General features: G+C 66.2%; 22 protein-coding genes, 1 tRNA gene and 1 pseudogene. 7 read left to right on the top strand and 17 right to left on the bottom strand.

Translation table 11 applies throughout. The features are described 5' to 3' along the window. Position 1: 1 nt before the first annotated feature. On the bottom strand, positions 2 to 322 hold the full coding sequence (locus ABG80_RS08275; protein WP_058087315.1) for a YbjQ family protein: 321 nt from the start codon (positions 320 to 322) through the stop codon (positions 2 to 4). Positions 323 to 489: 167 nt separating this feature from the next. Then, positions 490 to 3,117, bottom strand: a complete 2,628-nt coding sequence (alaS, locus tag ABG80_RS08270) for an alanine--tRNA ligase (protein WP_058087248.1) — start codon at positions 3,115 to 3,117, stop codon at positions 490 to 492. 230 nt (positions 3,118 to 3,347) lie between these two features. Here alaS and ABG80_RS08265 point away from each other — a divergent pair, with 230 nt between their 5' ends. Both ABG80_RS08265 and ABG80_RS08260 read left to right on the top strand, forming a co-directional pair. Then, complete coding sequence (locus tag ABG80_RS08265; protein WP_058087247.1) at positions 3,348 to 4,841, top strand: NAD-dependent succinate-semialdehyde dehydrogenase; 1,494 nt, start codon at positions 3,348 to 3,350, stop codon at positions 4,839 to 4,841. A 59-nt stretch (positions 4,842 to 4,900) separates the two neighbouring features. Continuing rightward, entirely contained in the window at positions 4,901 to 5,830 is a 930-nt protein-coding gene (locus ABG80_RS08260) for an aspartyl/asparaginyl beta-hydroxylase domain-containing protein (protein WP_058087246.1), read from the top strand. Between the two features lie 11 nt (positions 5,831 to 5,841). On the opposite strand, the gene ABG80_RS08255 is transcribed toward ABG80_RS08260, so the two are convergent. The 5 genes from ABG80_RS08255 to asnB are packed head-to-tail and all read right to left on the bottom strand — an operon-like array spanning position 5,842 to position 10,642. After that, positions 5,842 to 6,984 carry a hypothetical protein gene (locus ABG80_RS08255; RefSeq protein WP_152987534.1) on the bottom strand — a complete coding sequence of 381 codons (1,143 nt, stop codon included), beginning with the start codon at positions 6,982 to 6,984 and terminating at the stop codon, positions 5,842 to 5,844. 31 nt (positions 6,985 to 7,015) lie between these two features. Continuing rightward, positions 7,016 to 7,270, bottom strand: a complete 255-nt coding sequence (locus ABG80_RS08250) for an acyl carrier protein (protein ID WP_058087244.1) — start codon at positions 7,268 to 7,270, stop codon at positions 7,016 to 7,018. Further along, positions 7,267 to 8,364, bottom strand: a complete 1,098-nt coding sequence (locus tag ABG80_RS08245; RefSeq protein WP_058087243.1) for a 3-oxoacyl-ACP synthase III family protein — start codon at positions 8,362 to 8,364, stop codon at positions 7,267 to 7,269. Before ABG80_RS08245 ends, ABG80_RS08250 begins: the two co-directional genes overlap by 4 nt. A gap of 16 nt (positions 8,365 to 8,380) precedes the next feature. After that, complete coding sequence (locus tag ABG80_RS08240) at positions 8,381 to 8,635, bottom strand: acyl carrier protein (RefSeq protein ID WP_058087242.1); 255 nt, start codon at positions 8,633 to 8,635, stop codon at positions 8,381 to 8,383. An 18-nt stretch (positions 8,636 to 8,653) separates the two neighbouring features. Further along, the gene (gene asnB, locus ABG80_RS08235; protein WP_058087241.1) at positions 8,654 to 10,642 is read right to left on the bottom strand and encodes an asparagine synthase (glutamine-hydrolyzing); all 1,989 of its coding nucleotides are present in this window, start codon (positions 10,640 to 10,642) and stop codon (positions 8,654 to 8,656) included. Positions 10,643 to 10,746: 104 nt separating this feature from the next. On the opposite strand from asnB, the gene ABG80_RS08230 reads away from it, so the two are divergent. Next, positions 10,747 to 12,192 (top strand): class I adenylate-forming enzyme family protein, encoded by a 1,446-nt coding sequence (locus tag ABG80_RS08230; protein WP_058087240.1) that lies wholly within the window; start codon positions 10,747 to 10,749, stop codon positions 12,190 to 12,192. Between the two features lie 70 nt (positions 12,193 to 12,262). After that, positions 12,263 to 13,273 (top strand): NAD(+) synthase, encoded by a 1,011-nt coding sequence (nadE, locus tag ABG80_RS08225; protein WP_083505929.1) that lies wholly within the window; start codon positions 12,263 to 12,265, stop codon positions 13,271 to 13,273. A 60-nt stretch (positions 13,274 to 13,333) separates the two neighbouring features. Here the strand turns inward: nadE and ABG80_RS08220 are convergent. Both ABG80_RS08220 and ABG80_RS08215 read right to left on the bottom strand, forming a co-directional pair. Then, positions 13,334 to 13,407 (bottom strand) — tRNA-Gly (locus ABG80_RS08220). A 37-nt stretch (positions 13,408 to 13,444) separates the two neighbouring features. Beyond that, positions 13,445 to 14,194: a hypothetical protein gene (locus tag ABG80_RS08215; RefSeq protein WP_058087239.1), complete on the bottom strand. Its 750-nt coding sequence runs from the start codon at positions 14,192 to 14,194 to the stop codon at positions 13,445 to 13,447. 164 nt (positions 14,195 to 14,358) lie between these two features. Here ABG80_RS08215 and trmB point away from each other — a divergent pair, with 164 nt between their 5' ends. Further along, positions 14,359 to 15,087: a tRNA (guanosine(46)-N7)-methyltransferase TrmB gene (gene trmB, locus ABG80_RS08210; RefSeq protein WP_058087238.1), complete on the top strand. Its 729-nt coding sequence runs from the start codon at positions 14,359 to 14,361 to the stop codon at positions 15,085 to 15,087. Between the two features lie 184 nt (positions 15,088 to 15,271). Here the strand turns inward: trmB and ABG80_RS08205 are convergent, their stop codons facing one another. Genes ABG80_RS08205 through ABG80_RS08185 form a run of 5 tightly spaced genes read right to left on the bottom strand, consistent with a single transcriptional unit; the run spans position 15,272 to position 19,093 of the window. Further along, a complete protein-coding gene (locus ABG80_RS08205) occupies positions 15,272 to 16,102 on the bottom strand; it encodes a peptidylprolyl isomerase (protein ID WP_058087237.1) in 831 nt (276 codons plus the stop codon). 43 nt (positions 16,103 to 16,145) lie between these two features. Beyond that, positions 16,146 to 16,403, bottom strand: coding sequence for a BolA family protein (locus tag ABG80_RS08200; protein ID WP_058087313.1), 258 nt, complete (start codon positions 16,401 to 16,403; stop codon positions 16,146 to 16,148). A 44-nt stretch (positions 16,404 to 16,447) separates the two neighbouring features. Further along, positions 16,448 to 17,089, bottom strand: coding sequence for a septation protein A (locus ABG80_RS08195; protein ID WP_058087236.1), 642 nt, complete (start codon positions 17,087 to 17,089; stop codon positions 16,448 to 16,450). Between the two features lie 34 nt (positions 17,090 to 17,123). After that, positions 17,124 to 17,543, bottom strand: coding sequence for a peptide-methionine (R)-S-oxide reductase MsrB (gene msrB / locus ABG80_RS08190; RefSeq protein WP_058087235.1), 420 nt, complete (start codon positions 17,541 to 17,543; stop codon positions 17,124 to 17,126). Then, positions 17,540 to 19,093 carry a protein adenylyltransferase SelO gene (locus ABG80_RS08185; protein ID WP_058087234.1) on the bottom strand — a complete coding sequence of 518 codons (1,554 nt, stop codon included), beginning with the start codon at positions 19,091 to 19,093 and terminating at the stop codon, positions 17,540 to 17,542. Before ABG80_RS08185 ends, msrB begins: the two co-directional genes overlap by 4 nt. A gap of 126 nt (positions 19,094 to 19,219) precedes the next feature. On the opposite strand from ABG80_RS08185, the gene ABG80_RS08180 reads away from it, so the two are divergent. Then, on the top strand, positions 19,220 to 20,062 hold the full coding sequence (locus ABG80_RS08180; protein WP_058087312.1) for an undecaprenyl-diphosphate phosphatase: 843 nt from the start codon (positions 19,220 to 19,222) through the stop codon (positions 20,060 to 20,062). Positions 20,063 to 20,104: 42 nt separating this feature from the next. Continuing rightward, positions 20,105 to 20,995, top strand: coding sequence for a ferritin-like domain-containing protein (locus ABG80_RS08175; RefSeq protein ID WP_058087233.1), 891 nt, complete (start codon positions 20,105 to 20,107; stop codon positions 20,993 to 20,995). A gap of 42 nt (positions 20,996 to 21,037) precedes the next feature. Here ABG80_RS08175 and xerD read toward each other — a convergent pair whose 3' ends face one another. From xerD to ABG80_RS08160, 3 genes and pseudogenes are all read right to left on the bottom strand, one after another. Continuing rightward, positions 21,038 to 21,997 carry a site-specific tyrosine recombinase XerD gene (xerD, locus tag ABG80_RS08170; RefSeq protein ID WP_407638743.1) on the bottom strand — a complete coding sequence of 320 codons (960 nt, stop codon included), beginning with the start codon at positions 21,995 to 21,997 and terminating at the stop codon, positions 21,038 to 21,040. After that, on the bottom strand, positions 21,984 to 22,604 hold the full coding sequence (locus ABG80_RS08165) for a chalcone isomerase family protein (protein ID WP_058087232.1): 621 nt from the start codon (positions 22,602 to 22,604) through the stop codon (positions 21,984 to 21,986). The genes xerD and ABG80_RS08165 overlap by 14 nt, the downstream gene beginning before the upstream one ends. A gap of 102 nt (positions 22,605 to 22,706) precedes the next feature. Then, a pseudogene (locus ABG80_RS08160) lies at positions 22,707 to 22,831 on the bottom strand (IS5-like element ISCARN85 family transposase); the annotation flags it as partial.

Below are 22,831 nucleotides of genomic sequence, written 5' to 3'. Positions count from 1 at the left end.
CTCAGATGGCTTCGACCTGGACGGCCGAGCCGTAGGCCAGGATCTCGGCGGCCCCCATGGTGATGGAGGTGGTGGTGAAGCGCACGTTGAGCACGGCGTTGGCGCCCATGGAGCGGGCTTCTTCGACCATGCGCTTGATGGCCTCCTCCCGGGCTTCCTTCATCAGCTCAGTGTAGGCCTTGAGCTCACCTCCGACGATGTTCTTGAGGCCGGCGAGGAAGTCCTTGCCGGCGTGTTTGGCGCGCACGGTGCTGCCCTGGGCCAAACCCAGGTGCTTGACGACGCGCTGGCCGGGCAGGACTTCGAGGTTGCTGACGATCATGCGAGCGCTCCCTGTGGTGGCAGGTGCGGCTTCGTGCGCCCTGCCCTGGTTGTGATGCGAACCATCATAAGTGCGCACCACGGGCGGGGCGATCAGGTCATGCCCGGCGGACCCGGGCTGTCGGCAGGACGTCACACAGGTGACGCCCCGACCTCAAACCCGGGCAATCACAGGCGCTCGGCCACCCAGGCCTGCACGCCCGCCAGGGCCTGCGGCAGCGCGGTGGCATCGGTGCCACCGGCCATGGCCATGTCGGGTTTGCCGCCACCCTTGCCGCCCACTTGGCTGGCCACGAAGTTGACCAGCTCGCCGGCCTTGACCTTGCCAGTCGTGTCCGCCGTGACACCAGCGGCCAGTTGCACCTTGCCGCCGTCAACGGCCGCCAACACGATGGCTGCGGTCTTGAGCTTGTTCTTGAGCTGGTCCATGGTGTTGCGCAGCGTGGCGGCGTCGGCGCCTTCGAGCACAGCTGCCAGCACCTTCACACCCTTGACGTCCACGGCTTGGGCCACGAGCTCGTCACCCTGGCTCGAGGCCAGCTTGCCTTTGAGCGCCGCGATTTCCTTTTCCAGTGCTCGGATCTGGTCCTGCGCGGCGGCCACGCGGGCAGGCACGTCGTGCGGGGTGGCCTTGAGCATGGCGGCCAGGCCGTTCACGGTGCCTTCGAGGTTCTGCGCGTAGGCCAGGGCGTTGTCGCCGGTGATGGCCTCGACGCGGCGCACGCCAGCGGCCACGCCACCTTCGGCCACGATCTTGAACAGGCCGATGTCACCGGTGCGCTTGACGTGGGTGCCACCGCACAGCTCCTTCGAAGAGCCGATGCTCAGCACGCGCACGGTCTCGCCGTACTTCTCGCCGAACAGCATCATGGCGCCGCTCTTTTGGGCGTCGTCCAGGGCCATGACCTGGGCCTGCGCGTCGGCGTTGGCCAGCACCTCGGCGTTGACGATCTGCTCGATCTCGCGGATTTCTTCGTCGCTCAGCGGCTGGCCGTGCGAGAAGTCGAAGCGCGTGCGGTCGGGCGTGACCTGCGAGCCCTTTTGCTGCACGTGCTCACCCAGCACTTCACGCAGGGCCTTGTGCATCAGGTGGGTGGCGCTGTGGTTGCGGACCGTCTTGGCGCGCAACTCGGCGTCGACCTTGGCGTTGACGGTGTCGCCCACCTTGATGGCGCCTTCGACCACGCGACCGTGGTGGCCGAACACGTCGGCCTGGATCTTGAGCGTGTCTTCGACCACGAAGCGGCTGGTGGCGTTGCGCAGGTCGCCGCTGTCGCCACACTGGCCGCCGGACTCGGCGTAGAACGGGGTCTTGTTCAAGACGATGACAGCATCGTCGCCGGCGCTGGCTTGTTGAACGGAAGCGCCGTCCACGTAAATGGCGGTGACCTGGGCGCCTTCCTGCACCAGGTGCTCGTAGCCCTGGAAGTCGGTGGCCACGCCGCTGTATTCCAGACCGGCGGCCATCTTGAACTTGCCGGCGGCGCGGGCCTGCTCACGTTGGCGGGCCATGGCGGCGTCGAAGCCGGCCTGGTCAACGGTCACGTCGCGCTCGCGGCAGACGTCGGCGGTCAGGTCAACGGGGAAGCCGTAGGTGTCGTGCAGCTTGAAGGCGGTTTCGCCGTCGATCTGCTTGGTGCCCGTGGCCAGGGCGCCTTCCAGGATCTCCATGCCGTTGGCGATGGTCTGGAAGAAGCGCTCTTCTTCGGTTTTCAGCACCTCGGTGATGCGCTTTTCGTTGGCGCGCAGCTCGGGGTAGGCCTCGCCCATTTCAACCAACAGGGCCGTCACCAGCTTGTGGAAGAAGGGGGTGCGGGCGCCCAGCTTGTAGCCGTGGCGGATGGCGCGGCGGGTGATGCGGCGCAGCACGTAGCCACGGCCTTCGTTGCTGGGGATGACGCCGTCGGCGACGGTGAACGAGCAGGCGCGGATGTGGTCGGCGATGACCTTGAGCGATGGGCTGTTGGCGTCGAAGCCTTCGCCACCCGAAGCGGTGACAGCCGAACGGGCGGCCGCCAGCAGGTTCTGAAACAGGTCGATCTCGTAGTTGCTGTGCTTGCCCTGCAGCACCGTGGCGATGCGCTCCAGGCCCATGCCGGTGTCCACCGAGGGCTTGGGCAGCGGGTGCATCACGCCGTCTTCGGTGCGGTTGAACTGCATGAAGACGTTGTTCCAGATCTCGATGTAGCGGTCGCCGTCTTCGTCGGGGCTGCCCGGGGGGCCACCGGCGATCTCGGGGCCGTGGTCGTAGAAGATCTCGGTGCAGGGACCGCAAGGACCGGTGTCGCCCATCATCCAGAAGTTGTCGGACATGTAGCGGCCGCCCTTGTTGTCACCGATGCGCACGATGCGCTCGGCGGGCACGCCCACCACCTTGTTCCAGATCTCGTAGGCCTCATCGTCTTCCTGGTAGACGGTGACCCAGAGCTTTTCTTTCGGTAGCTTGAACTGTTCGGTCAGCAGGCCCCAGGCGAACTGGATGGCGTCGTGCTTGAAGTAGTCACCGAACGAGAAGTTGCCCAGCATCTCGAAGAAGGTGTGGTGACGCGCGGTATAGCCGACGTTGTCCAGGTCGTTGTGCTTGCCGCCGGCACGGATGCACTTCTGCGAGGTGGTGGCGCGACTGTAGGGGCGCTTGTCAAAACCCAGGAACACGTCCTTGAACTGGTTCATGCCCGCGTTGGTGAACAGCAGCGTGGGGTCGTCGCCCGGCACCACAGGGCTGGACGCCACGATGGTGTGGCCCTTGGACTGGAAGTACTCCAGGAAGGTCTTGCGGATGTCTGCGGCTTTCATGCGGCGGCTTTCGGTGGGGCTCAGTGGACGCTCAATGGCGCGTTCTGGTGCTTTTCAGCAAAGCCTTGGATTATAGGCAAGGGGCCCTGCCAGGGCCGAACCGAGGCAACGCCGCCAGGGCCTCGTCCGCCAGCGCCGACCATCCTGTCCGGCGGGGCCATCGCACGCAGGCGCCGGGCTCACTAGAATGCTCGTTTCGCCCTTCGGTGCCATCCCCCCGCTCGGTCATCATGCAAACGTCCCCCCTGTCCAGCCTCCAGGACCCCACGCTGCTCAAGACCCAGGCCCTCGTCGATGGCCAATGGATTGGCAACGGCCAGACCTTCGACGTGACCGATCCGGCCACGGGCGCCCTGCTCGCCCAGGTGGCCAACCTGGGCGCCACCGAGACCGAAGCGGCCGTCACCGCCGCCAACCGCGCATGGCCTGCCTGGGCCAAGCTGCCGGCCAAGGCCCGCTCGGCCATCCTGATGAAGTGGTTCCACCTCTTGATGCAGCACGCCGACGACCTGGCCCGCATCATGACTGCCGAGCAAGGCAAACCCCTGGCTGAAGCCAAGGGCGAGGTCGGCTATGGCGCCAGCTTCCTGGAATGGTTCGCCGAAGAAGGCCGCCGCATCTACGGCGAAACCGTGCCCTCAACCGACCCAAGCAAGCGCTTTTTGGTGCTCAAACAACCGGTGGGCGTGTGCGCGGCCATCACGCCCTGGAACTTCCCCATCGCGATGATCACGCGCAAGGTGGCCCCGGCCCTGGCCGCCGGCTGCCCTGTGGTCATCAAGCCCGCCGAGGCGACGCCGCTGTCGGCCCTGGCCGTGGCCGAACTGGCACAGCGTGCCGGCATGCCGCCTGGCGTGCTCAACGTCATCACCGCCGATGGCGATCGCTCCGTCGAGGTCGGCAAGGTGCTTTGCGCCAGCGATGTGGTGCGCCACCTGTCCTTCACCGGCTCGACCGAGGTCGGCCGCATCCTCATGAAGCAGTGCGCGCAGACGGTCAAGAAGCTGTCGCTGGAGCTGGGCGGCAACGCGCCCTTCATCGTCTTCGACGACGCCGACCTGGACGCCGCCGTGGAAGGCGCACTCATCAGCAAGTACCGCAACGCCGGCCAGACCTGCGTGTGCGCCAACCGCCTGTATGCCCAGGCTGGCATCTACGAGCGCTTCGTGGAAAAACTCACCGCCAAGGTCGCCGAGATGAAGGTGGGCAACGGCTTCGAAGCCGGCGTGGTGCAAGGCCCGCTGATCGATGGCCAGGCGCTGGCCAAGGTCGAAGAGCTGCTGGGTGACGCCTTGGCCAAGGGCGCGAAGGTGCGCACGGGCGGCAAGCGTGCGGCGGTTGCGCCTGACCTGGCCAGCGGCGCCTTCTTCGAGCCCACCGTGCTGTCCGACGTGAACGCCAGCATGCGCGTGGCCCGCGAAGAAATCTTCGGCCCCGTGGCGCCCGTGTTCAAATTCGACACGGAAGCCGATGCCATCCGACTGGCCAACGACACCGAGTTCGGCCTGGCCAGCTACTTCTACAGCCGCGACGTGGGCCGCATCTGGCGTGTGTCGGAAGGCCTGGAGTACGGCATGGTGGGCGTGAACACCGGCATCATCTCGACCTGTGAAGTGCCCTTTGGTGGCGTCAAGCAATCGGGCCTGGGCCGCGAAGGCGCCCGCCAGGGCATCGAGGACTATGTCGAGGCCAAGTACGTCTGCCTGGGCGGTCTGGACCGCTGAGTCGACAACCGACACCTCGCCGCCCGCCAAACCCTGAACCGTTGTCACCGAGCCTGCCCATGAGCCTCGCCCAAGAAATCTGGCCCCTGGCCCCACGCCACTGGGTGCTGATCACTTTCATCGCTGCCGCCCTGCACGCCCACTTTCGCGGCAAGGTGCGTTTCGGCCTGGTGCGCGCGCTCACCGACTTCACGGTGCTGATCGCCCCCTTCAATTCGCTGATGGTGCTGTTCTCGAAAGTGGGCAGCCAGCCCTACCTGGATGCCAAGCAGTTCCCGGAGCTCAAGGTGCTGCAGGAGAACTGGCAGGTCATCCGCGACGAGGCCCTGGCGCTGGACGAGGGCGGCCGCATCAAGGCCGCCGACGGCTATAACGACATCGGCTTCAACTCCTTTTTTCGCACGGGCTGGAAACGCTTCTACCTGAAGTGGTACGGCGTGGACCAACCCTCGGCCGCTGAGCGCTGCCCCAAGACGGTGGCCCTGCTCAACCAGATCCCCGGCATCAAGGCCGCCATGTTCGCTTCGCTGCCGCCGGGCGCCACGCTGGTCAAGCACCGCGACCCGTACGCCGGCTCGTTGCGCTACCACCTGGGCCTGATCACGCCCAACGACCCGGGTTGCTACATCGAGGTCGACGGCCAGCGCTACCACTGGCGAGACGGCGAGGTGGTGATGTTCGACGAGACCTACATCCACCACGCGGCCAACACCACACAGCAGCCGCGCATCATCTTGTTTGCCGACGTGGAGCGCCCCGTCTACACGCCCGTGGTGCGCTGGGTCAACAAGGTGTTTGCGGGCATCGTCATGAAGGCCTCGGCCACGCAAAACGAGCAGGGCGAGCAGGTCGGCGGCATCAACAAGTTCTTTGGCGTGGCCTACCAGCTGCGGGAAAAAGCCAAGCAGTTCAAAGCGACGAACCGCACCGGCTACTACGTCGGCAAGTGGGTGCTGATCATCGGGCTGCTGCTGGCGATTTTCTGGTGACCGCGTGGCGATCAGCCCTGATCGCGGTCGGTGTGGATGTCCATCAGCGACCAGGCGTTGCGGGCCAGAACAGCGTCCTTGAAGGGCCCCTCGGGGCATGACCAGGCCATGGTTTCGTAGGGGTGCGGCTGGTGCCTGAAAAACAGGCGTGAAAAGCGTGCTTCGAGCTCCGGGGCATACAGCGTCACGCTGAGGTACTCGGCGCCCTCCCTGAACCCCCGCGCCGCCACGTGCGCCAGCAGGGCCCGCAAGGCCACATCCTCGTGGTGCCTGTCGAGCACGACATCCATGATCTGCAGGGCATGGCGTTGCTCACCGACTTGCGTGCGGCGAACTGCCATCAAACCCACCACCTCGCCGCCACGGCGCGCCAGCCAGACCTGGGCCGGACTGCGAGGGTTGCGAAGCAGGCGGTGACTGAGGCCCTTGAGCGAGCGAAACACCTCGACCCGGCGACTGCGTTTGGCCCGCTCGAGCAATGACTCGACCTCCGGCCCCAGCACCTCAGCCTGGCTGACCTGAACCGTCGACGAGGCCAGCCACAGGGTCGCCACCCGAAACAGCACCATGCCGGTGGTGGCTGCCCAGGCCGCCAGCGCGGCCAGCCAGCCCAGCGACAGGCGCTTGGCCATGAAGTGGCCGAAGTTCAGTGGGTGGGCATGGCTGCGGCGATCGGGCAAGGGCTCGAAGGTGCGGGCGATGACGCCGCGCGAGTTCGGGTTGGAGCCCACCGCCAGCACGCAGCCCAGGCGCTCGCAAATGGCCTGGTTGATCCACACACCCAAGCCCACACCGTCGAGCTCCGGGCGCACCATGATGTCCATCGTCACGTGGGCATCGCACACTTGTTCGCCGGCCTGCAGGCGCAGCGACTCGACGCCGATCATGCCCAGCAGCCTCTCGCCCAGGGTGCAGACCCAGCAGGTCGCCAAGCCCTGTCCCTCGGCACCGAACTGGTATCGCCAGCGCAGGTAGGCGTCGTCGTCCCAATGGAGGTCGGCGCCAATCACCAGGCGGCGCAGCTCGAGCACCGAAGGCAGCTCATCGGCTCGAGCCGGTCGCAGGCCCGCAGCCAGCTCACCTGGCGTGCAGCCCAAAGCCCGCGCCACCAGGCGAGCGGTTTTCTCGATGGGCAACGCGGCGCGTGTGCTCAAGCCTGGCCCCTGTGCACGGCTGAGCCTGGCCTCAAGGGGCCAGCGCCCCGTTCGCAGCGAGGAAGTCCAACACGTGCTGCACCCGCTTCATCTCGCGCGAGACCTCGGCCTGCAGCTCCAGCCCCAGGCGCTCGTCCAGCTCGGCGATCAGCATCAGCGCGCCCATCGAGTCCCAGCCCGGGATGCTGTCGCGGGGGGTGTCGGGCAGCAGGTTTTCAAGGGGCTCGTTGAAGGCGTCCGCCATCATCTCCAGGGCTTCCTGGGTGGTGAGGGTGCGTTGACTCATGGCTTGGTTTCCGAAGGATCAGGCGTGGCGGTGGCAGGGGCCTGCGCACAAACGCCATGCAACAGCACGGCATCAGGAGGCAGCATGACGATGGCCGATGACCACGACAGGCCCACGCCATAGCCCAGGAGCATCAGGCGCAAGGGCCGATCGCGTTCGCGTTCGGACAGGGCTCGCGTCAGGGTCACGGCCACCGAAGGGCCGCCACAGTTGCCGGTGTCCTCGATGGTGAAGGGCACGCGGTCTTCGCTCAAGCCGCACTTCTTCATCAGGTGCTTCATGATGAAGCGGTTGGACTGGTGGAAAAGGTAGGCATCGATGTCCGGTACCGACAGGCCCGCAAAGGCCAGCGTGTCGTTGACCAGCGGCGGCACGCGCTTGATGGTGAAGTTGAAGATGCCGGCGCCATCCATGCGCACGCACAAGTCTCGCGGGTCGGCGGGCGAGCGGTCGCGGAAGGCGCCGCCACGGATGATCAGGCCATCGGCGCCACTGCCATCGGTGAACAGGCCGAAGCTGGCGGGCTCGGCGTCGGCGGTGGTGGGTGCAGGCGATGCAGCGGGCGAGGCCTCCAGTGCTGTGGCCGAGCCGGCGTCACCGAACAACAAGGTGGTGGCGTGATCATCGGGGTGAACAAAACGGCTGGGCGTTTCGCCATGCAGCATGAGGATGCGTTGCTGGCCACCGGCCTTGAGCATGGTCGCCGCGATGTAGAGGCCGTAGGGGTAGCCTGAGCAGCCCAGGCCCATGTCGAAGGCCGCGCACTCGACCGGCAAGCCCAGCTTGGCGTGCACCACGCAGGCGGACGACGGCAGGAAGTGATCGGGCGACTGCGTGACCATGATCAGGCCCGTGATGCTCTCGGGGGCCCAGCCCAGCTGGTCCAGCAGTCGGCGTGCCGCCTCGGTGCACAAATCAACGGCGGTGAGCTCGTCGCCCACCACGTGACGGTGGCGCACACCAGCCATCGAGACGACCTTGCGGACGTCTTCGGCGCCGTAGCGCTCGCCCAGGTCGAGGTTGTCGACGCGGGTGGGCGGCACGCAGGTGCTCACCCCGGCGATGCGGAACCCGTCGATGCGGCTGAAGCTCACGTTGCGCTCCTGGCCATCACGCTGCAGCGGCCTGCTTGCGCTCCACGTAGGCCACCAGGCTGTCGATGGAGTCGAGGTTCTCAGGCGCCATCTCTTCATCGGTCACCTTGAGCTGGAAGGTTTCTTCGATGAAGAGGATCAGCTCCATGATGCCGGTCGAGTCGAGGATGCCGGTCTCCAGGAAGGAGTCGGCGTCCTTCAGGGCGGCATCGTCGTCGGTGAACAGGTGGTTTTCCAGGACGTAGCGTCGAAGGGCTGCACGGGCGGTCACGGAGGGGCTCCTCGGGTTTCAGTGCGCCAGGGGACGCATGGGGTGGTGGGATTCGATGAACAGGCGGTGCCAGGCTTGCAGCGTCACCATGCCGATCAGGGCCTGATTGTCGCGGGTGCCGAGGGCTTCGGGCTGGCGCGCGGCCTTGCGCAGCAACAAACCCACGCGGGTGTGCTCGAAGCAGGCTGATCGGGTCAGGCTTTCCGGCGAGAGCAAGTCACTGACAAAGGGCAGCGGCTCGCCCGTCGCGGGGTTGAACAGCGCGGCGGCATCGGGTGCGCGGTAGGGCTGTTTGTGACGGGTGCGCGTGCGATCGGGCAGGTAGCGGGCCATGGCCTGGCGCAGGCCGATCTTCTCGCGCAGGCCCCGCATCTTCAGTCGCGACGGCAGGCGATTGGCCAACTCGATGACGCGGTGATCGAGGTAAGGAAAGCGCCCTTCCACGCCATTGGCCATCAGCATGCGATCGCCCTGGGATGACAGCAGGTAGTTGCCCATCAACAGGCGGGCTTCGAGGTATTGCGCGCGCGCCAGGGGGTGCCAGCGGCTGGCCTCTCGCGGCATGAGCGCCCGGATGTCGTCCAGCGATTCGTGATCGGGCCTGGGGTCGAGCAGGAACATGCGCGCCTTGCGCGTGGTGTCGAAGCGCGGGCCGTGCGAGAACAGCAGGTCATCCGGGTCTTCGAGGCCTGCGCCGTAGAAGCCGCGCATGAAGGCATCGGAGCGCCCGGACTGACCTGCCAGCCACGGGTACAAGCGCCGCAGCAACTCCGGCCTGGCGCTCGAGTGCGGCTCTCGCGCCCAGAACTGGCGCAGCTGGGCCTCCTTGAACAGGTCGTAGCCGCCAAAGACCTCGTCGGCACCTTCGCCCGTGAGCACCACCTTGTAGCCCTGGCGACGCACCAGGCCCGAGAGCAGCCGCATGGGCACCGGGGCCGTGCGAAGCACAGCGCACTCGGCGTGCCAGACGGTGTCCATCAAACCCATGCCGACGTCTTCCTGACGGCATTCGATGCGGCTGTGGCGCGCATGCAGGAAATCGATCATCTCGCGCTGCTGGGCGCTTTCATCGAGCGAGGCGTCCTCAAAACCGATCGAGAAGGTGCGCAGCGGCGCGTTCGTCTCGTGGTGGATGACGCTGGTCAGGATCGACGAATCGAGCCCGCCGGACAGGTAGGCCCCCACCGGCACGTCGGCGCGCAGGCGGATGCGGGTGGCGTCCACCAGGGTGGCACGCAACTCTTCGAGCAAGTCTTCGTCAGAGCCTTGCAGGCAATCGTCGGGCGACAGCGGAAAGCGCCAGTCCCAGTAACGGCGCACGGTGGCGTGCAGGTGCTTGTCGCGGTCCGGCTCGGCGATCAGCATGGTGCCGGGCTCCAGCGACCAGATGCCCTCGAACAGCGTTTCGGCCCCCACCGGCGTCCAGCAGGTGAAGACCTGGTCTAGCGCGCGGCGGTTGACACGCGGGCTGCGCACCAGGGCCGGCAACAGCGCCTTGACCTCGGAGCCGAAGATCAACTGGTGCTCGTCATCGGTCTCGCCGATGCGGTAGAAAAGCGGCGCGATGCCGACGCGGTCGCGCACCAGCAGCAGGCGCTGGCGGCGCTCGTCCCACAGCACGATGGCGAACTGCCCGTTGAGGTGGTGCACGAAGTCATCGCCATGCTGCTCATAGAGGTGAACGATGACCTCGGTGTCTGAGCGGGTGGCGAAACGGTGGCCTTGCGCGATCAGCTCGTCGCGCAGCTCGATGTGGTTGAAGATTTCACCGTTGAAGACAACGGCGATGCTGCCGTCTTCATTGAAGATGGGTTGATCGCCACCGGCGAGGTCGACGATGGCCAGGCGGGTGTGCGCCAGCCCCAGCTCAGGGCGCTTCAGGAAGCCGCGACCGTCTGGCCCTCGGTGGTGGAGGGTGTCGGCCATGCGCCTGAGCAGCCCGTTGTCAGGAGACCACACTGGATTGGCCTGAGCTCGCCAATCCAGCACCCCCGCGACACCGCACATGCACACCCCCCTTGAATCAAGTCCTGCCGGACGATGATAAGGCGCCCAAGGGCGCGGAGTCCCCCTAGACTGTGTGGAATTGCATCGCTCTATCGCAATCGGTCATGTCCGACGCTCAGAACCCCACCTCCGCCCCGCTGCTGTTGACGCGCCTGCTGCACCAGGCAGCCACGCGCCCCGCGCACCCTGCGTTCGTCGAGGCAGAGCGCTGCACCTCTTTTGACGCGCTCGCCAGTCAGATTGCAGCCCAGGGAGAGCGGTTGAAGTCGCTGATTCAAGCCGGCGATCGCGTGGCCCTGGTGATGGACAACAGCGCCGATCTGGCCGTGGCCATGTATGCCACCTGGTGGGCTGGCGGCGTGGTCGTTGCACTGAACCCGGCGCTCAAGCCCGCTGACATCGCGCAACTGGCCGAGGCCTGCCAGGCCCGCCTGTGCTGGCGGGCTCTGCCCGAGACACCCCAGCCGCCACCCCCCAATGCGGCACCTTGCGCGCTGGAGCCTCATGCCCTGGCCAGCCTTGTCTTCACCTCGGGCACGACCGGACAGCCCAAGGGCGTGATGCTCAGCCACGGCGCTTTGGCGGCCAACACCCTGGCAGTGCAGCAATCCCTGCCGATGTCACCCGACGACGTGACCCTGTGCGTGCTGCCCTTTCACTACGCTTTTGGCAGCTCGGTGCTGCACACCCACCTGAGCCTGGGCGCCACGCTGGTGCTGGAGAACAGCTTCATGTACCCGCAGCGCATCGTGCAGCGCATGGCCCAGGTCGAGGCCACGCACTTCTACGGTGTGCCTTCGTCGTTTTACCTGCTGCTCGAGCGAGGTCAGCTGAGCGCTCACCCCCTGCCCGCCTTGCGCCACATGGCCCAGGCTGGGGGCCCCATGGACCCGGCGCGCATCGAGCGCCTGCAGCAAGCGTTGCCCGAGGTCGGTTTCTGGGTGATGTACGGGCAAACCGAAGCCTGCTCGCGCCTGACCACGCTGAGCCCGGCACAGCGACGGGGCAAGCCGGGCTCGGTGGGCATGGCGCTGCCTGGGGTCGAACTGCAGGTGCGCGATGCCCAAGGTCGGGCCAAGCCTGCGGGCGAAGTCGGCGACATCTGGGCTCGTGGCCCCAACCTCATGCTCGGTTACTGGAACTCGCCCGACGACACCGCCAGCGCCCTGGTGGATGGCTGGCTGCACACCGGTGACATCGGGCACCTCGATGCCGAGGGCTTCCTTTTCCTCCACGGGCGCAGCCGCGAGATCCTGAAGGTGGGCGCGCACCGCGTGTCGCCACATGAAATCGAGAACTGCATCCAGGCGGTGCCCGGCGTCAGCGAGTGTGCCGTGGTGCCGCTGCCCGACGAGCTGCTGGGCGAGGTGCCTCGAGCCTGCGTGATCCCGGCCCCAGGTCATCCGCCTTTGCCACAGCTCACGCGCGACATCCAGCGCCATTGCCGCGAACACCTGGCCCTGTACAAAGTGCCCAAGCAGATCGACTTTTTCGACACCCTGCCCCGAACCGCCTCGGGCAAGGTGCAAAAACACCTGATCGGCACCTGAGGCACCTGAGCTGCCGCCCAACACCCCATCCACTTCAGCCAGCCATTCAAATCCAGGGAAAGCCATCACCATGCCCCCACCCATCGACACCCTGATCGACACCCTGCTGGACTTCGATCGCGACGCCGAAATCAACCGCATCACCAGCAAGATCCGCGAGCTGATGCGCCAGCACCTCAAACGCCGCGGACTGGTCGTGGCCATGTCAGGCGGCATCGACAGCTCGGTTTGTGCGGCGCTTGCCGTGCGCGCCCTGGGCCCCGACAAGGTGTTTGGCCTGCTGATGCCTGAGCGAGACTCGTCATCCGACAGCTCGATCAAAGGCCGCCTGCTGGCCGAGCACTTGGGTATCCGCCACACGGTCGAAGACATCGCCCCCGCGCTGGAGGCCATCGGCTGCTACCGCTGGCGCGACGAAGCCATCCGCACCGTCTTCGCGGCTTATGGCGAAGGCTGGAAAAACAAGATCGTGATCGCGGGCGGCACACAGGGTCAGATCAACCACTTCAAGCTGGTGGTTCAAGAGCCGGGCAACGGCCCGCTGCACGAGCAGCGCCTGGGCCTGCGCGAATACCTGCAGATCGTGGCCGCCACCAACTTCAAGCAGCGCATCCGCAAAACGCTGGAGTTCTTCCACGCCGACCGCTTGAACTACGCCGTCGTGGGCACGCCCAACCGGGTCGAGTACGACCAGGGTTTCTTCGTCAAGAACGGCGACGGCACCGCTGACCTCAAGCCCATCGCCCACCTCTACAAAACCCAGGTCTACGCGTTGGCCCGCCACATGGGACTGCCCGAGGTCATCTGCAACGCCACCCCGACCACCGACACCTACAGCCTCAGCCAGGGCCAGGACGAGTTCTATTACGCCCTGCCCTACAAGGAGATGGACGTGGCGCTGTGGCACCTCAACCAGGGCTTGCCTGCCGCGAAGCTGGCCGAGTGCCTGGGCCTGAGCGAAGAACAAGCCGGCTTCATCTACCGGGACATCGAGGCCAAGCGACGCACCACGGCGCCGCTGCACTGGTCGGGGTTGTTGATGGAGCCGGTGACCGGCCCGGTGCCGCGACCGGCGGACTGATCAGACCAGGGGCAGTCGCAGCAACGAAAAAGGCCAGTCAGTGACTGGCCTTTTTTGAGCTGGAGCGGGTGATGGGAATCGAACCCACGTTATTTGCTTGGGAAGCAAGAGTCCTACCATTGAACGACACCCGCAATGCACGCGATTCTAGCGCCATCGCGGGCCGCTCGATCAGGCCTTCATGCGGCGTCGCGTGATCGCACCGATCGCCAGCATGCCAGCTGCCAGCATGCCCAGGCCGGACGCCTCGGGCACAGCCGACACCAGCGGCTTGCTTGACAGGCCAAAACGCAGCGAGGGGTTGATGTCAACGCCGAGCGAACCGAAGTTCAGCGTCGGCAGGCCGGCCTGTGCGATTTCATCGAGGGCCAGCGACCAGGTGAAGGCCGTCTGCGCCTGCTGGGTCAGCATCATGTTGTCGAGCTGCATCTGCATCGACAGCCCACCGCTGGTGGACAGGTGCAAGCCCTTGGTGACCGAAAAATTGAAGACATCGAAAGACTTGGTGATCTTGCCATCAACGGTGCCCAGATCGGCCGTCAGCACATTGCGCTTGAAATCCAGCCCGAAGTTCGCCAGCGACAGCGCGCCACCGCTTTCGGTGTTGTAGATCAGCAGGCCGGAACCCGACGCAGCGCCTGACAAGGGCTTGAGCTTGAACAGCGACACGTCCAGCGACACCTGCGTCACGGGCATCGCGAAATTCCAGTGCGAGCCATCGTCCACCGAGTTGCCCAAGGCCGAAACGCCGATGCCCAGCACGCTCATCAGGTCGGCTGTGTCTGAGTTGAAGCTGAAGGTGGCTTCGGCATCGATGAAAGTCGTGGGGATGGTGATCGGCAAAGCCATGGCTGCCGATGCGCCAAGCGAAAGGCTCGCCGCAAGCAGGCCTTGGCGGGTGAAGCTGGTGATCGATGCCATGGTGGACTCCGGTGCGTGTTCTGTTGAGAAGAAGCATCTCAGAAGCAGCCACGGAAAACACAGCCTGTTGCAGGGTCAGGTGGCGATCCGTCAATTGCGTCACGGGCAGGCTGCACACCCTCGCCAATTGGCATCAGGGCTGTCCCCAACCCTAAAATACCGCCATGACCTCCCCGAACGAGCAAGATTGCCCGCCTGAAGGCAGCACCCCTCCCGAAGTGGCCCATCCCCGCAGCATCCGAAGCTTCGTGATGCGGGCCGGCCGAACCACCGAAGGCCAGGCCAAGGCACTGAGCGAGCTGGGCCCGCGCTTCGTGCTGCCCTACACCGCCCAGCCCCTGGACTTCCCGACCGTCTTTGGCCGCACGGCCCCCGTTGTGCTGGAGATCGGTTTTGGCATGGGCGACGCCACGGCCAAGATCGCAGACACCCTGCCGGACACCGATTTCATCGGTTGCGAGGTGCACGAACCGGGCGTGGGCTCCTTGCTCAAGCAGGTCGGCGAGCGCGGCCTGACCAACCTGCGAATCGTCCAGCACGACGCCGTGGAGGTGCTCGAGCACATGATCCGACCGGGCTCGCTCGCCGGCGTGCACGTCTACTTCCCCGACCCGTGGCACAAGAAACGCCACAACAAGCGCCGGCTCATCCAGGCGCCCTTCGTGGCAGACCTGGTTCGGCACCTGGCGCCTGGCGGCTACATCCACTGCGCGACCGACTGGGAGCCATACGCTCAGCAGATGCTCGAGGTGTTGGGGGCCGACCCCGACCTGGTCAACACCGCCGAGGGATACGCCGAGAAACCGGCCTACCGCCCGCTGACGAAATTTGAAAACCGCGGACTGAAGCTCGGCCACGGGGTGTGGGACCTGGTGTTCCGCAAGCGAAGCTGAGAAGCCTGGCGCCCTCCGAGCCTCGGTGACGGCGCCAGCACCGGCTCACGCCACCAGGCAAAGCACACAAAAAAGGCAGGCCGATCCGGGGATCGCCTGCCTTTTCCGCGTCACCGACGCGAGGCCGCTGCACCAGCACTGCCCCCGGGCTGTCAAACACCCCGAAGCCAGGTGCCGGCAGCCATCAGTTGCCGCTGGAGAACTTGTAGTCCGTCTTGGCCTTGTTCTTCAGGTCTTCGCGGAACTTGGACACCTTGACCTGGTTCTGGCGCTGAACGATCTGCTCCTTGACCTCTTCGAAGGCGGGGAACTGCACGGCGCGCACGTCTTCCAGCTTGATGATGTGGAAGCCGAACTGCGACTTCACAGGCGCATCCGTGACCTGGCTTTTTTGCAGCTTGGTCATCGCGGCCGAGAACTCGGGCACGTAGTTGCCGGGGTTGGCCCAATCGAGGTCGCCGCCGTTCTCGGCAGAGCCCGGGTCCTTCGAGTTCTTCTTGGCCAGGTCTTCGAACTTGGCGCCGCCCTTGATCTGGGCGATCAGGGCCTTGGCGTCTTCTTCCTTCTCGACCAGGATGTGGCGGGCGCGGTATTCCTTGTCACCATTGGACGCCTTGATGCGGTCGTACTCGGCACGGGCTTCGGCGTCGGTGGTGCCCAGCTTCTTCTCGGCGTCGGTGAACAGAGCGCGGATCAGGATGGACTGGCGCGCGAATTCCATCTGCGTCTTGTAGTCGGCAGAGCGCTGCAGGCCCAGGCGTTCGGCTTCCTGGATGTAGATCTCGCGCAGCACGATCTCGTCCTTGACCTTTTGCTCGAGCTCGGGGCTGCGGGTCATCGGCGGCTGGCCGGGCTGCTGGGGCGACTTGATGATCTGGTCGATCATGGCGTCGACGCGGGCCTTGGGCACGGCCTTGCCATTGACGATGGCGATGTTCTGGGCCGACACCAACGGGGCGGCCAGCGACAGCGAAGCGGCCAGCAGGGCTGCCAGGGCGGTACGGGAAGTCTTCATGTTGAGCAGAGCGCTTGGGGTGCAGGAAGGTCAGGTGAGCCGCTCAGGTCTTGGGCTGGGTCGGCTCGGCCTGGATGGCCAGGGCATGGACGCCCCGGGGCATGAGGTTGCGCAGGGCATCATACACAAGGCGATGGCGCCCCACGTGTGACAAGCCGTTGAAGCAGGCGGCCCGGATGCGCAGCGAGAAATGGGTGCCGAACGGCGCGCCGCTGTGCCCGGCGTGGCCCTGGTGCGCGGCGGTGTCGTCGTGCACCTCGATGGCGTCCGGCGAGAGCGCGGCGCGCAGCACGCGCTCCATCTCGTCGGCGGTGACGGGTTGCGGGTTCGCGGTGTTCTCTGGGTTCACGATTTGGCCTCGGTGCTCGGCTCTGGCTCGACCATGTGGCGGCTGAGGTATACACCTTGCGCCAGCGTGAAGACCAGCGTCAGGCCCAGGCTGCCCCACATCTTGAAGCTCACCCAGGTGTCCAGCGGAAAATTGAAGGCCACGTAGAGGTTGAGCACGCCCATGGCCGCGAAAAACACCACCCAGGCCCAGCCCAGGTTGCGCCAGACGGCGTCGGGGGCATCGACCTGGCCACCCATCATCTGACGGAGCATCTTGCGACCCAAGATCACCTCGGTGACCAGCAGACCGGTGCCCATCAGCCAGTAGATGACGGTGGGCTTCCACTTGATGAAGGTCTCGTCGTGGAACCACAGCGTCAGGCCGCCGAGCACGACGACGATGCCCAGGCTGGCCCACAGCATCTTGTCCACGGGCTTGCGCAGCACCTTGAGCGTGCCGATTTGCAGGACCGTGGCCAGCACGACAACGACGGTGGCCAGCAGCACCGGCGCTTCGGTCACGCCCACCGAGCCACCGGAAACCGCGAAGCCCAGGTGTTGGGTGAGCCAGGCAGCCGTTGCCTCCTTGTGCCCGTCGGCCCATTTGAAGCTGACGAAGAAAAGGATGACGGGCAGCAGGTCGAAAAGGAATTTCATGGGGACGCGCTAGGCAGAGGCGAAATCGGGGCGATCAACGTGACCGGGGCTCGAAGTCTATCGCGGCGGAGTTGATGCAGTAGCGCTCGCCGGTGGGCGCCGGGCCGTCGTCGAACACATGGCCCAGGTGGGCGCCGCAACCCTTGCATCGCACCTCGGTGCGGATCATGCCGTGGCTGATGTCACGCACGTACTCGATGAGGTCGTCGGCCGCGGGCTGCCAGTAGCTGGGCCAGCCGCAGCCGGCGTCGAACTTGGTGTCCGACTCGAAGAGCTTGACGCCGCAGCAGATGCAGCGGTAGGCACCCTCGGCGAAGTTGTCCCAATGCTTGCCGCTGAAAGGCGGCTCGGTGGCGGCGTGGCGCGTGACGCGAAAGGCCAGGGGCTCGGCGCCGGCCGAGGTCAGCTGCGCTTGCCATTCGGCGTCGGTCTTCTTGACAGGGTGATCGCTCATGATGAACAGGAGACCTCGATGGATTGGGCCCATTCGGGCGGAAAGCCTGCATCGGCCTCGCAGCCGGCCTGCTCGGTGAACGGCTGCTGCAGCAATCGGTGCAGGCGCTGAACCTCGCTGAAGTCACCCCGCTGGGCCTGGCGGATGGCGGTCTCGGCCAGGTGGTTGCGCAGCACGTACAGCGGGTTGACGCGGCGCAGGCGTTCGGCGCGCTCGGCGTCCTGGCTGGCCTCGGCCTGCAGGCGGTTGCGGTAGCGTCCGGCCCAGGCGTCAAAGGCGGCGCGATCCAGGAACAGGTCGCGCACAGGTGCGTTGCGCACGTCGTCGGCACCCACGGTGGTGTCGAAATCGGCCAGGCGGCGAAAGGCGATGGTGAAGTCCACCTTGCCCGCGGCCAGCAGGCGCAGGAAGTCGATGCACAGGGCGTCGTCGCCGGGCTGTTCGCTGCGCAGGCCCAGCTTGGTGCGCCAGCGGGCGTTCATGGCCTGGATGAAGGCCTGCTCGTAACGCTCCAGCACCTCGATGACGCCCTTGGGATCGGCTTGCGCTTCGGGGATGAGCGGCAGCAGGGCCTGGGCCAGCGCGCGCAGGTTCCAGTAGCCGATCTGAGGCTGGTTGTTCCAGCTGTAGCGCCCCTGCGTGTCGGAGTGATTGCAGATGTGGTCCGGATCGAACGCGTCAAGGAAGCCAAAGGGGCCGTAGTCGATCGTCAGGCCCAGGATGGACATGTTGTCCGTGTTCATGACCCCGTGGCAAAAGCCGGCGGCCTGCCAGTCGGCCATCAACAGCGCCGTGCGGCGCACCACCTCGTCCAGCAGGGCCAGCGCGGGCTGGGGCTGCGCGGCCAGTTGCGGGAAGTGGTGGGTGATGACGAAGTCCAGCAGCGCATGGAGCACCTCGTGGTGGCGGGGCTGTGCGCTGTGCGCGAAGTGCTCGAAATGCCCGAATCGGATGAAGCTGGGCGCCACACGGGTGACGACGGCGGCCGTCTCGGTGGTTTCGCGGCGCACGCGCTCCGGGGATGCCACCAGGGCCAGCGCGCGCGTGGTCGGTATGCCCAGGCCATGCATGGCTTCGGAGCACAGGAACTCGCGGATGGACGAGCGCAGCACGGCACGGCCATCGCCCCGGCGGGAGTACGGTGTCTGGCCGGCACCCTTGAGCTGGATCTCACGAGGACCGAGCGGGGTTTCGACTTCACCCAGCAGCAGGGCCCGGCCATCACCCAGTTGCCCAGCCCAGGCACCGAACTGGTGACCTGAATAGACGGTGGCCATCGGGGCCATGCCTGGCCACAGGCCGTTGCCACCCAGCACCTGCAAGGCCTGCTCGTCGGCCCAGTGGACGGGCCAGCCCAGCTCGGCCGCCAAGGCGTCGTTGCGGGACACCCATTGCAGGGCGGGCAAGGGCTCGCCCTGCAGGAAGGTGCCCAGGGGCACGCCGAAATCGGTGCGGGCACGTTCGCTGCTTGCGGCGTATCGGTTGGGCCAGCTTTGCGCGGGCGGGTGCCAGCCATCGGTGAGGGGGGCATCGGGGGTGAGCAAAGGCATGTGGCGGAGTGTAGACAAGCCCCCCTGTCCCTGGGGCGCGGCGGGGCATGTGTCCGAATGCACAGGCCCTAAGATGCGCTGCATCGCCGGCTCGCTGCCGGCTTCGTCTTGTTGCAGGAGATCGCTTTGGACCTGGTGTTGTTCTTCAAGGCCGCGTTGATGGGCATCGTCGAGGGGCTGACCGAGTTCCTGCCCATCTCCAGCACTGGCCACCTCATCCTGGCCAATGCCATGATGGGTTTCTCTGAAGCCGCCGGCTCCGAAAAAGCCAAGGTCTTCGAGATCGCCATCCAGACCGGCGCCATCTTTGCCGTCATCCTGGTCTACATGCAGCGCCTGAAGGACACGGTCGCCGGCCTCGGCTCCGACCCGAAAGCCCAGCGCTTTGCACTCAACGTGGTCATCGGCTTCCTGCCTGCGGTCGTCATGGGCCTGCTGGTCGGCAAGGTGATCAAGGAACACCTGTTCACGCCCACCGTGGTGGCCACCACCTTCATCATCGGCGGGGTGATCATCCTGATCGCCGAGCGCATCGCAGCGCGTCAACCTCAGGCCCGCGTCGAGACCATCGACGACCTGGGCTTTGTCGACGCCATCAAGGTCGGCCTGATCCAGTGCCTGGCCATGGTGCCGGGCACCAGCCGCTCGGGCGCGACCATCATCGGCGGCATGTTGATGGGGCTGTCGCGCAAGGCGGCCACCGACTACAGCTTCTTCCTGGGCATCCCGACCCTGGTGGGCGCTGGCATCTACAGCCTCTACAAAGAGCGCGCGTTCTTGTCCTGGGATGACCTGCCGCTGTTCGCCACCGGGCTGGTTTTTGCGTTCCTGTCGGCCTGGGTGTGCGTGCGCTGGCTGATCCGCTACGTGTCCGGCCACACCTTCGTGCCCTTCGCCTGGTACCGCATCGCTTTCGGCATCCTGATCCTGGTGACGGCGCATTTCGGCTGGGTGAGCTGGCACGAGTGAGCCCTGGGCCAGCCCGATGTCAGGGCTGCGACAATCGGGGGCATGAGCCCTCAGAGCCCGCCGCATCGCCCGAGCATCCGACACCGGGCCCTCGACGCACTGCTCGAGCCCGATCCGGCACGCAAAGCTGCCCAGGCACGAGTGCTGTTTGAAGAAGCTTCGGCTTGCCTGGTGGCGCCATCAGCTGCGCGCACAGCGCAACACCCGAGTGGTGACAACGCGTGGTCCGAGCCCGTGCGGCTGGCGGTGCTGACGCTGAGCGAGGCGCAGCAAACCGCCATGCCGGGCCGCCCTGCCCTGCCCCGGCTGGTGCCCGCCAAGGACGTGCCCTCGCGCAGCCCTTTCACCCTGGATGGGCGCGCGGCGCTGCTGCACGCCATCTGCCACATCGAGTTCAACGCCATCAACCTGGCGCTCGACGCCGTCTGGCGTTTCGCGGGCATGCCCGAGGCCTTCTACCGCGACTGGCTTCGTGTGGCCGCCGAGGAGGCGCTGCACTTCAGCCTGCTGCGCGAGCACCTGCAAAGCCTGGGGCACGACTACGGCGACTTCGATGCCCACGATGGCCTGTGGAGCATGTGCGAGAAGACGCGGCACGACATCGTGGCGCGCATGGCGCTGGTGCCGCGCACGCTGGAAGCCCGCGGGCTGGACGCCACGCCGCTGATCCAGGACAAGCTCACGCGTGCGGGCGACTTGCGCGCGGTCGAGATCCTTGACTTGATCCTGCGTGACGAGGTTGGCCACGTGGCGATCGGCAACCGATGGTTTCACCACCTGTGCCAGGAGCGCGGGCTCGACGCCGTGACGCTCTACCCTCGGCTGGTGCGCGAATTCGAGGCACCCCGCTTGCGCCCGCCTTTCAACGAAGCGGCGCGCAAAGCAGCCGGGTTCACCGAAGAAGAAATGGCATTTCTGCTGGGCACCGACTGAGCTGCCGAGGCGCCTGAACCGCAGCCAGGACACCCCGGTGCATCAGCCACGCGGGTGGTGCTGCGCGTGCAACTGCCTCAGCCGCTCGCGCGCCACGTGGGTGTAGACCTGGGTGGTCGAGATGTCGGCGTGGCCCAGCAGCATCTGCACCACGCGCAAATCAGCGCCGTGGTTGAGCAGGTGGGTGGCGAAGGCGTGCCGCAAGGTGTGCGGCGACAGGTGCTGGGTGATGCCCGCGTGCATGGCGTGTTTGCGGATGAGCTTCCAGAACATCTGCCGGCTCATGGCATGGCCCTGAGCGGTGACGAACAGGTCTTCGCTGCTGCGGCCTTCTCCCAGGATCTGTGGGCGGGCCTCGCTCATGTAGCGCAGCAACCAGCCGCTGGCCTCCTGGCCAAAAGGCACCAGGCGCTCCTTGCTGCCCTTGCCTGTCACGCGCAGCACCTCTTCATCCAGGCTGACCTGCACGGTGCGCAAGCCCACGAGCTCGCTCACGCGCAGGCCACTGGCGTACATGAGCTCGAGCATGGCGCGGTCGCGCTGGCCGAGGGGCTCGTGGGGATCGGGGGCGGCAAGCAGTTGCTCGACCTGGTCTTCGGTCAGGGTGCCGGGCAGGCGCATGCGCTGGCGCGGGGCATCCATGCGCACGGTCGGGTCGGCCTGACACAGGTGTTCGCGGATGGCCCAGCGGTAGAACCGCCGGAAAACGCTCAGGCGGCGCCCCACCGAGGCTGGACGAGACTCGCCGTGGCGGGCCAGCATGTAGGCCTGCAGGTCGGCCTCCGAGGCTTGCAGCAAGGTGTGCCCCGCATGCCCGAAAAGCCAACTCACCAGGGCCGACAGGTCACGGCGGTAAGCGGCCAGGGTGTTGTCACTCAGGCCGTCTTCCAGCCAGATGGCATCGACGAACCGATCGACGACAGGGTCGGTCGGCGCGGGCAGCGAGTCGGTCTGCTGACCTGTGCCGCCCGGCGCCCCGCTGGCGTCGTCAGACACCGCCACGCAGCAAACCCTCTTTCATGCGTTTGTCGGCCGGGTGCTCGCCGACGAAGATTTTCAGCACCGCCCGGTACAGGTCATCGCCGGCCACGGGCTGGCCGATGGGCTTTTCGTTCAAGCGCAGCACGGTGCCTCGGTCGGGCTGGAAGTCGAGGTCAACGGTGTCGCCCACCTTGAGCTCGCCCAAGCCGTCGATCAGGGAGGCCAGGGTCTGCAGCCGGGCGCCGATCTGGGCCTGCACGGGCTCCGGTTCGTGGCGCGCAATGCGGCTGGTCAGCGACTTGGTCAGCTCGTTGCTGGGCGCGTCGAGCATGATCTTCAGGCGCAGGCGCTTGGGGCCCGGCATGCTCAGGACCTGTGCCGAGTCCTTCGTGGGGGCGGCCAGGTACAAGCCGGCCACAAAGGCCTTGATCCAGGCCACGCCGCGCAAGCCCAGTCCATTCAGGCGCAGGGTGCGATCGGACAGCACCGCCGTGTCCTCGAAAGTCTGCCCTTCGAGGCTGGCCGCCATGGCGGGAGATGGCCCGACCCAGGTGCCAGCGACGAGGGCCAGCAGCGCGGTGCAGGCCAGGTGACGGGTGGCGCGCAGGCGCCAGGAAAAATTCAGCATGCAGCGGTGTTTGTTGGGTGAAAGGCAGCCTAGCAGCCCGCCAGGACCGTTTGAATGTGGGGACACACAATCGGCTTTCAAGGGCAAACCAGCTAGGGCCTGTTAACACAAACTGCGAAGCCCATCGACCACGAGCACGAAGCTGAGAAAGCCGAGAAACATCGCATCAAGCTTTTCGAACCGGGAGAAGATTCGGCGGTAGCCCTTGAGCCGCCGGAACAACCTCT

Origin of the sequence: Aquabacterium parvum (genome assembly GCF_001447195.1) — a bacterium.
GTDB lineage: Bacteria > Pseudomonadota > Gammaproteobacteria > Burkholderiales > Burkholderiaceae_C > Aquabacterium > Aquabacterium parvum.
This window is presented reverse-complemented; position numbering and strand designations above follow the sequence as displayed.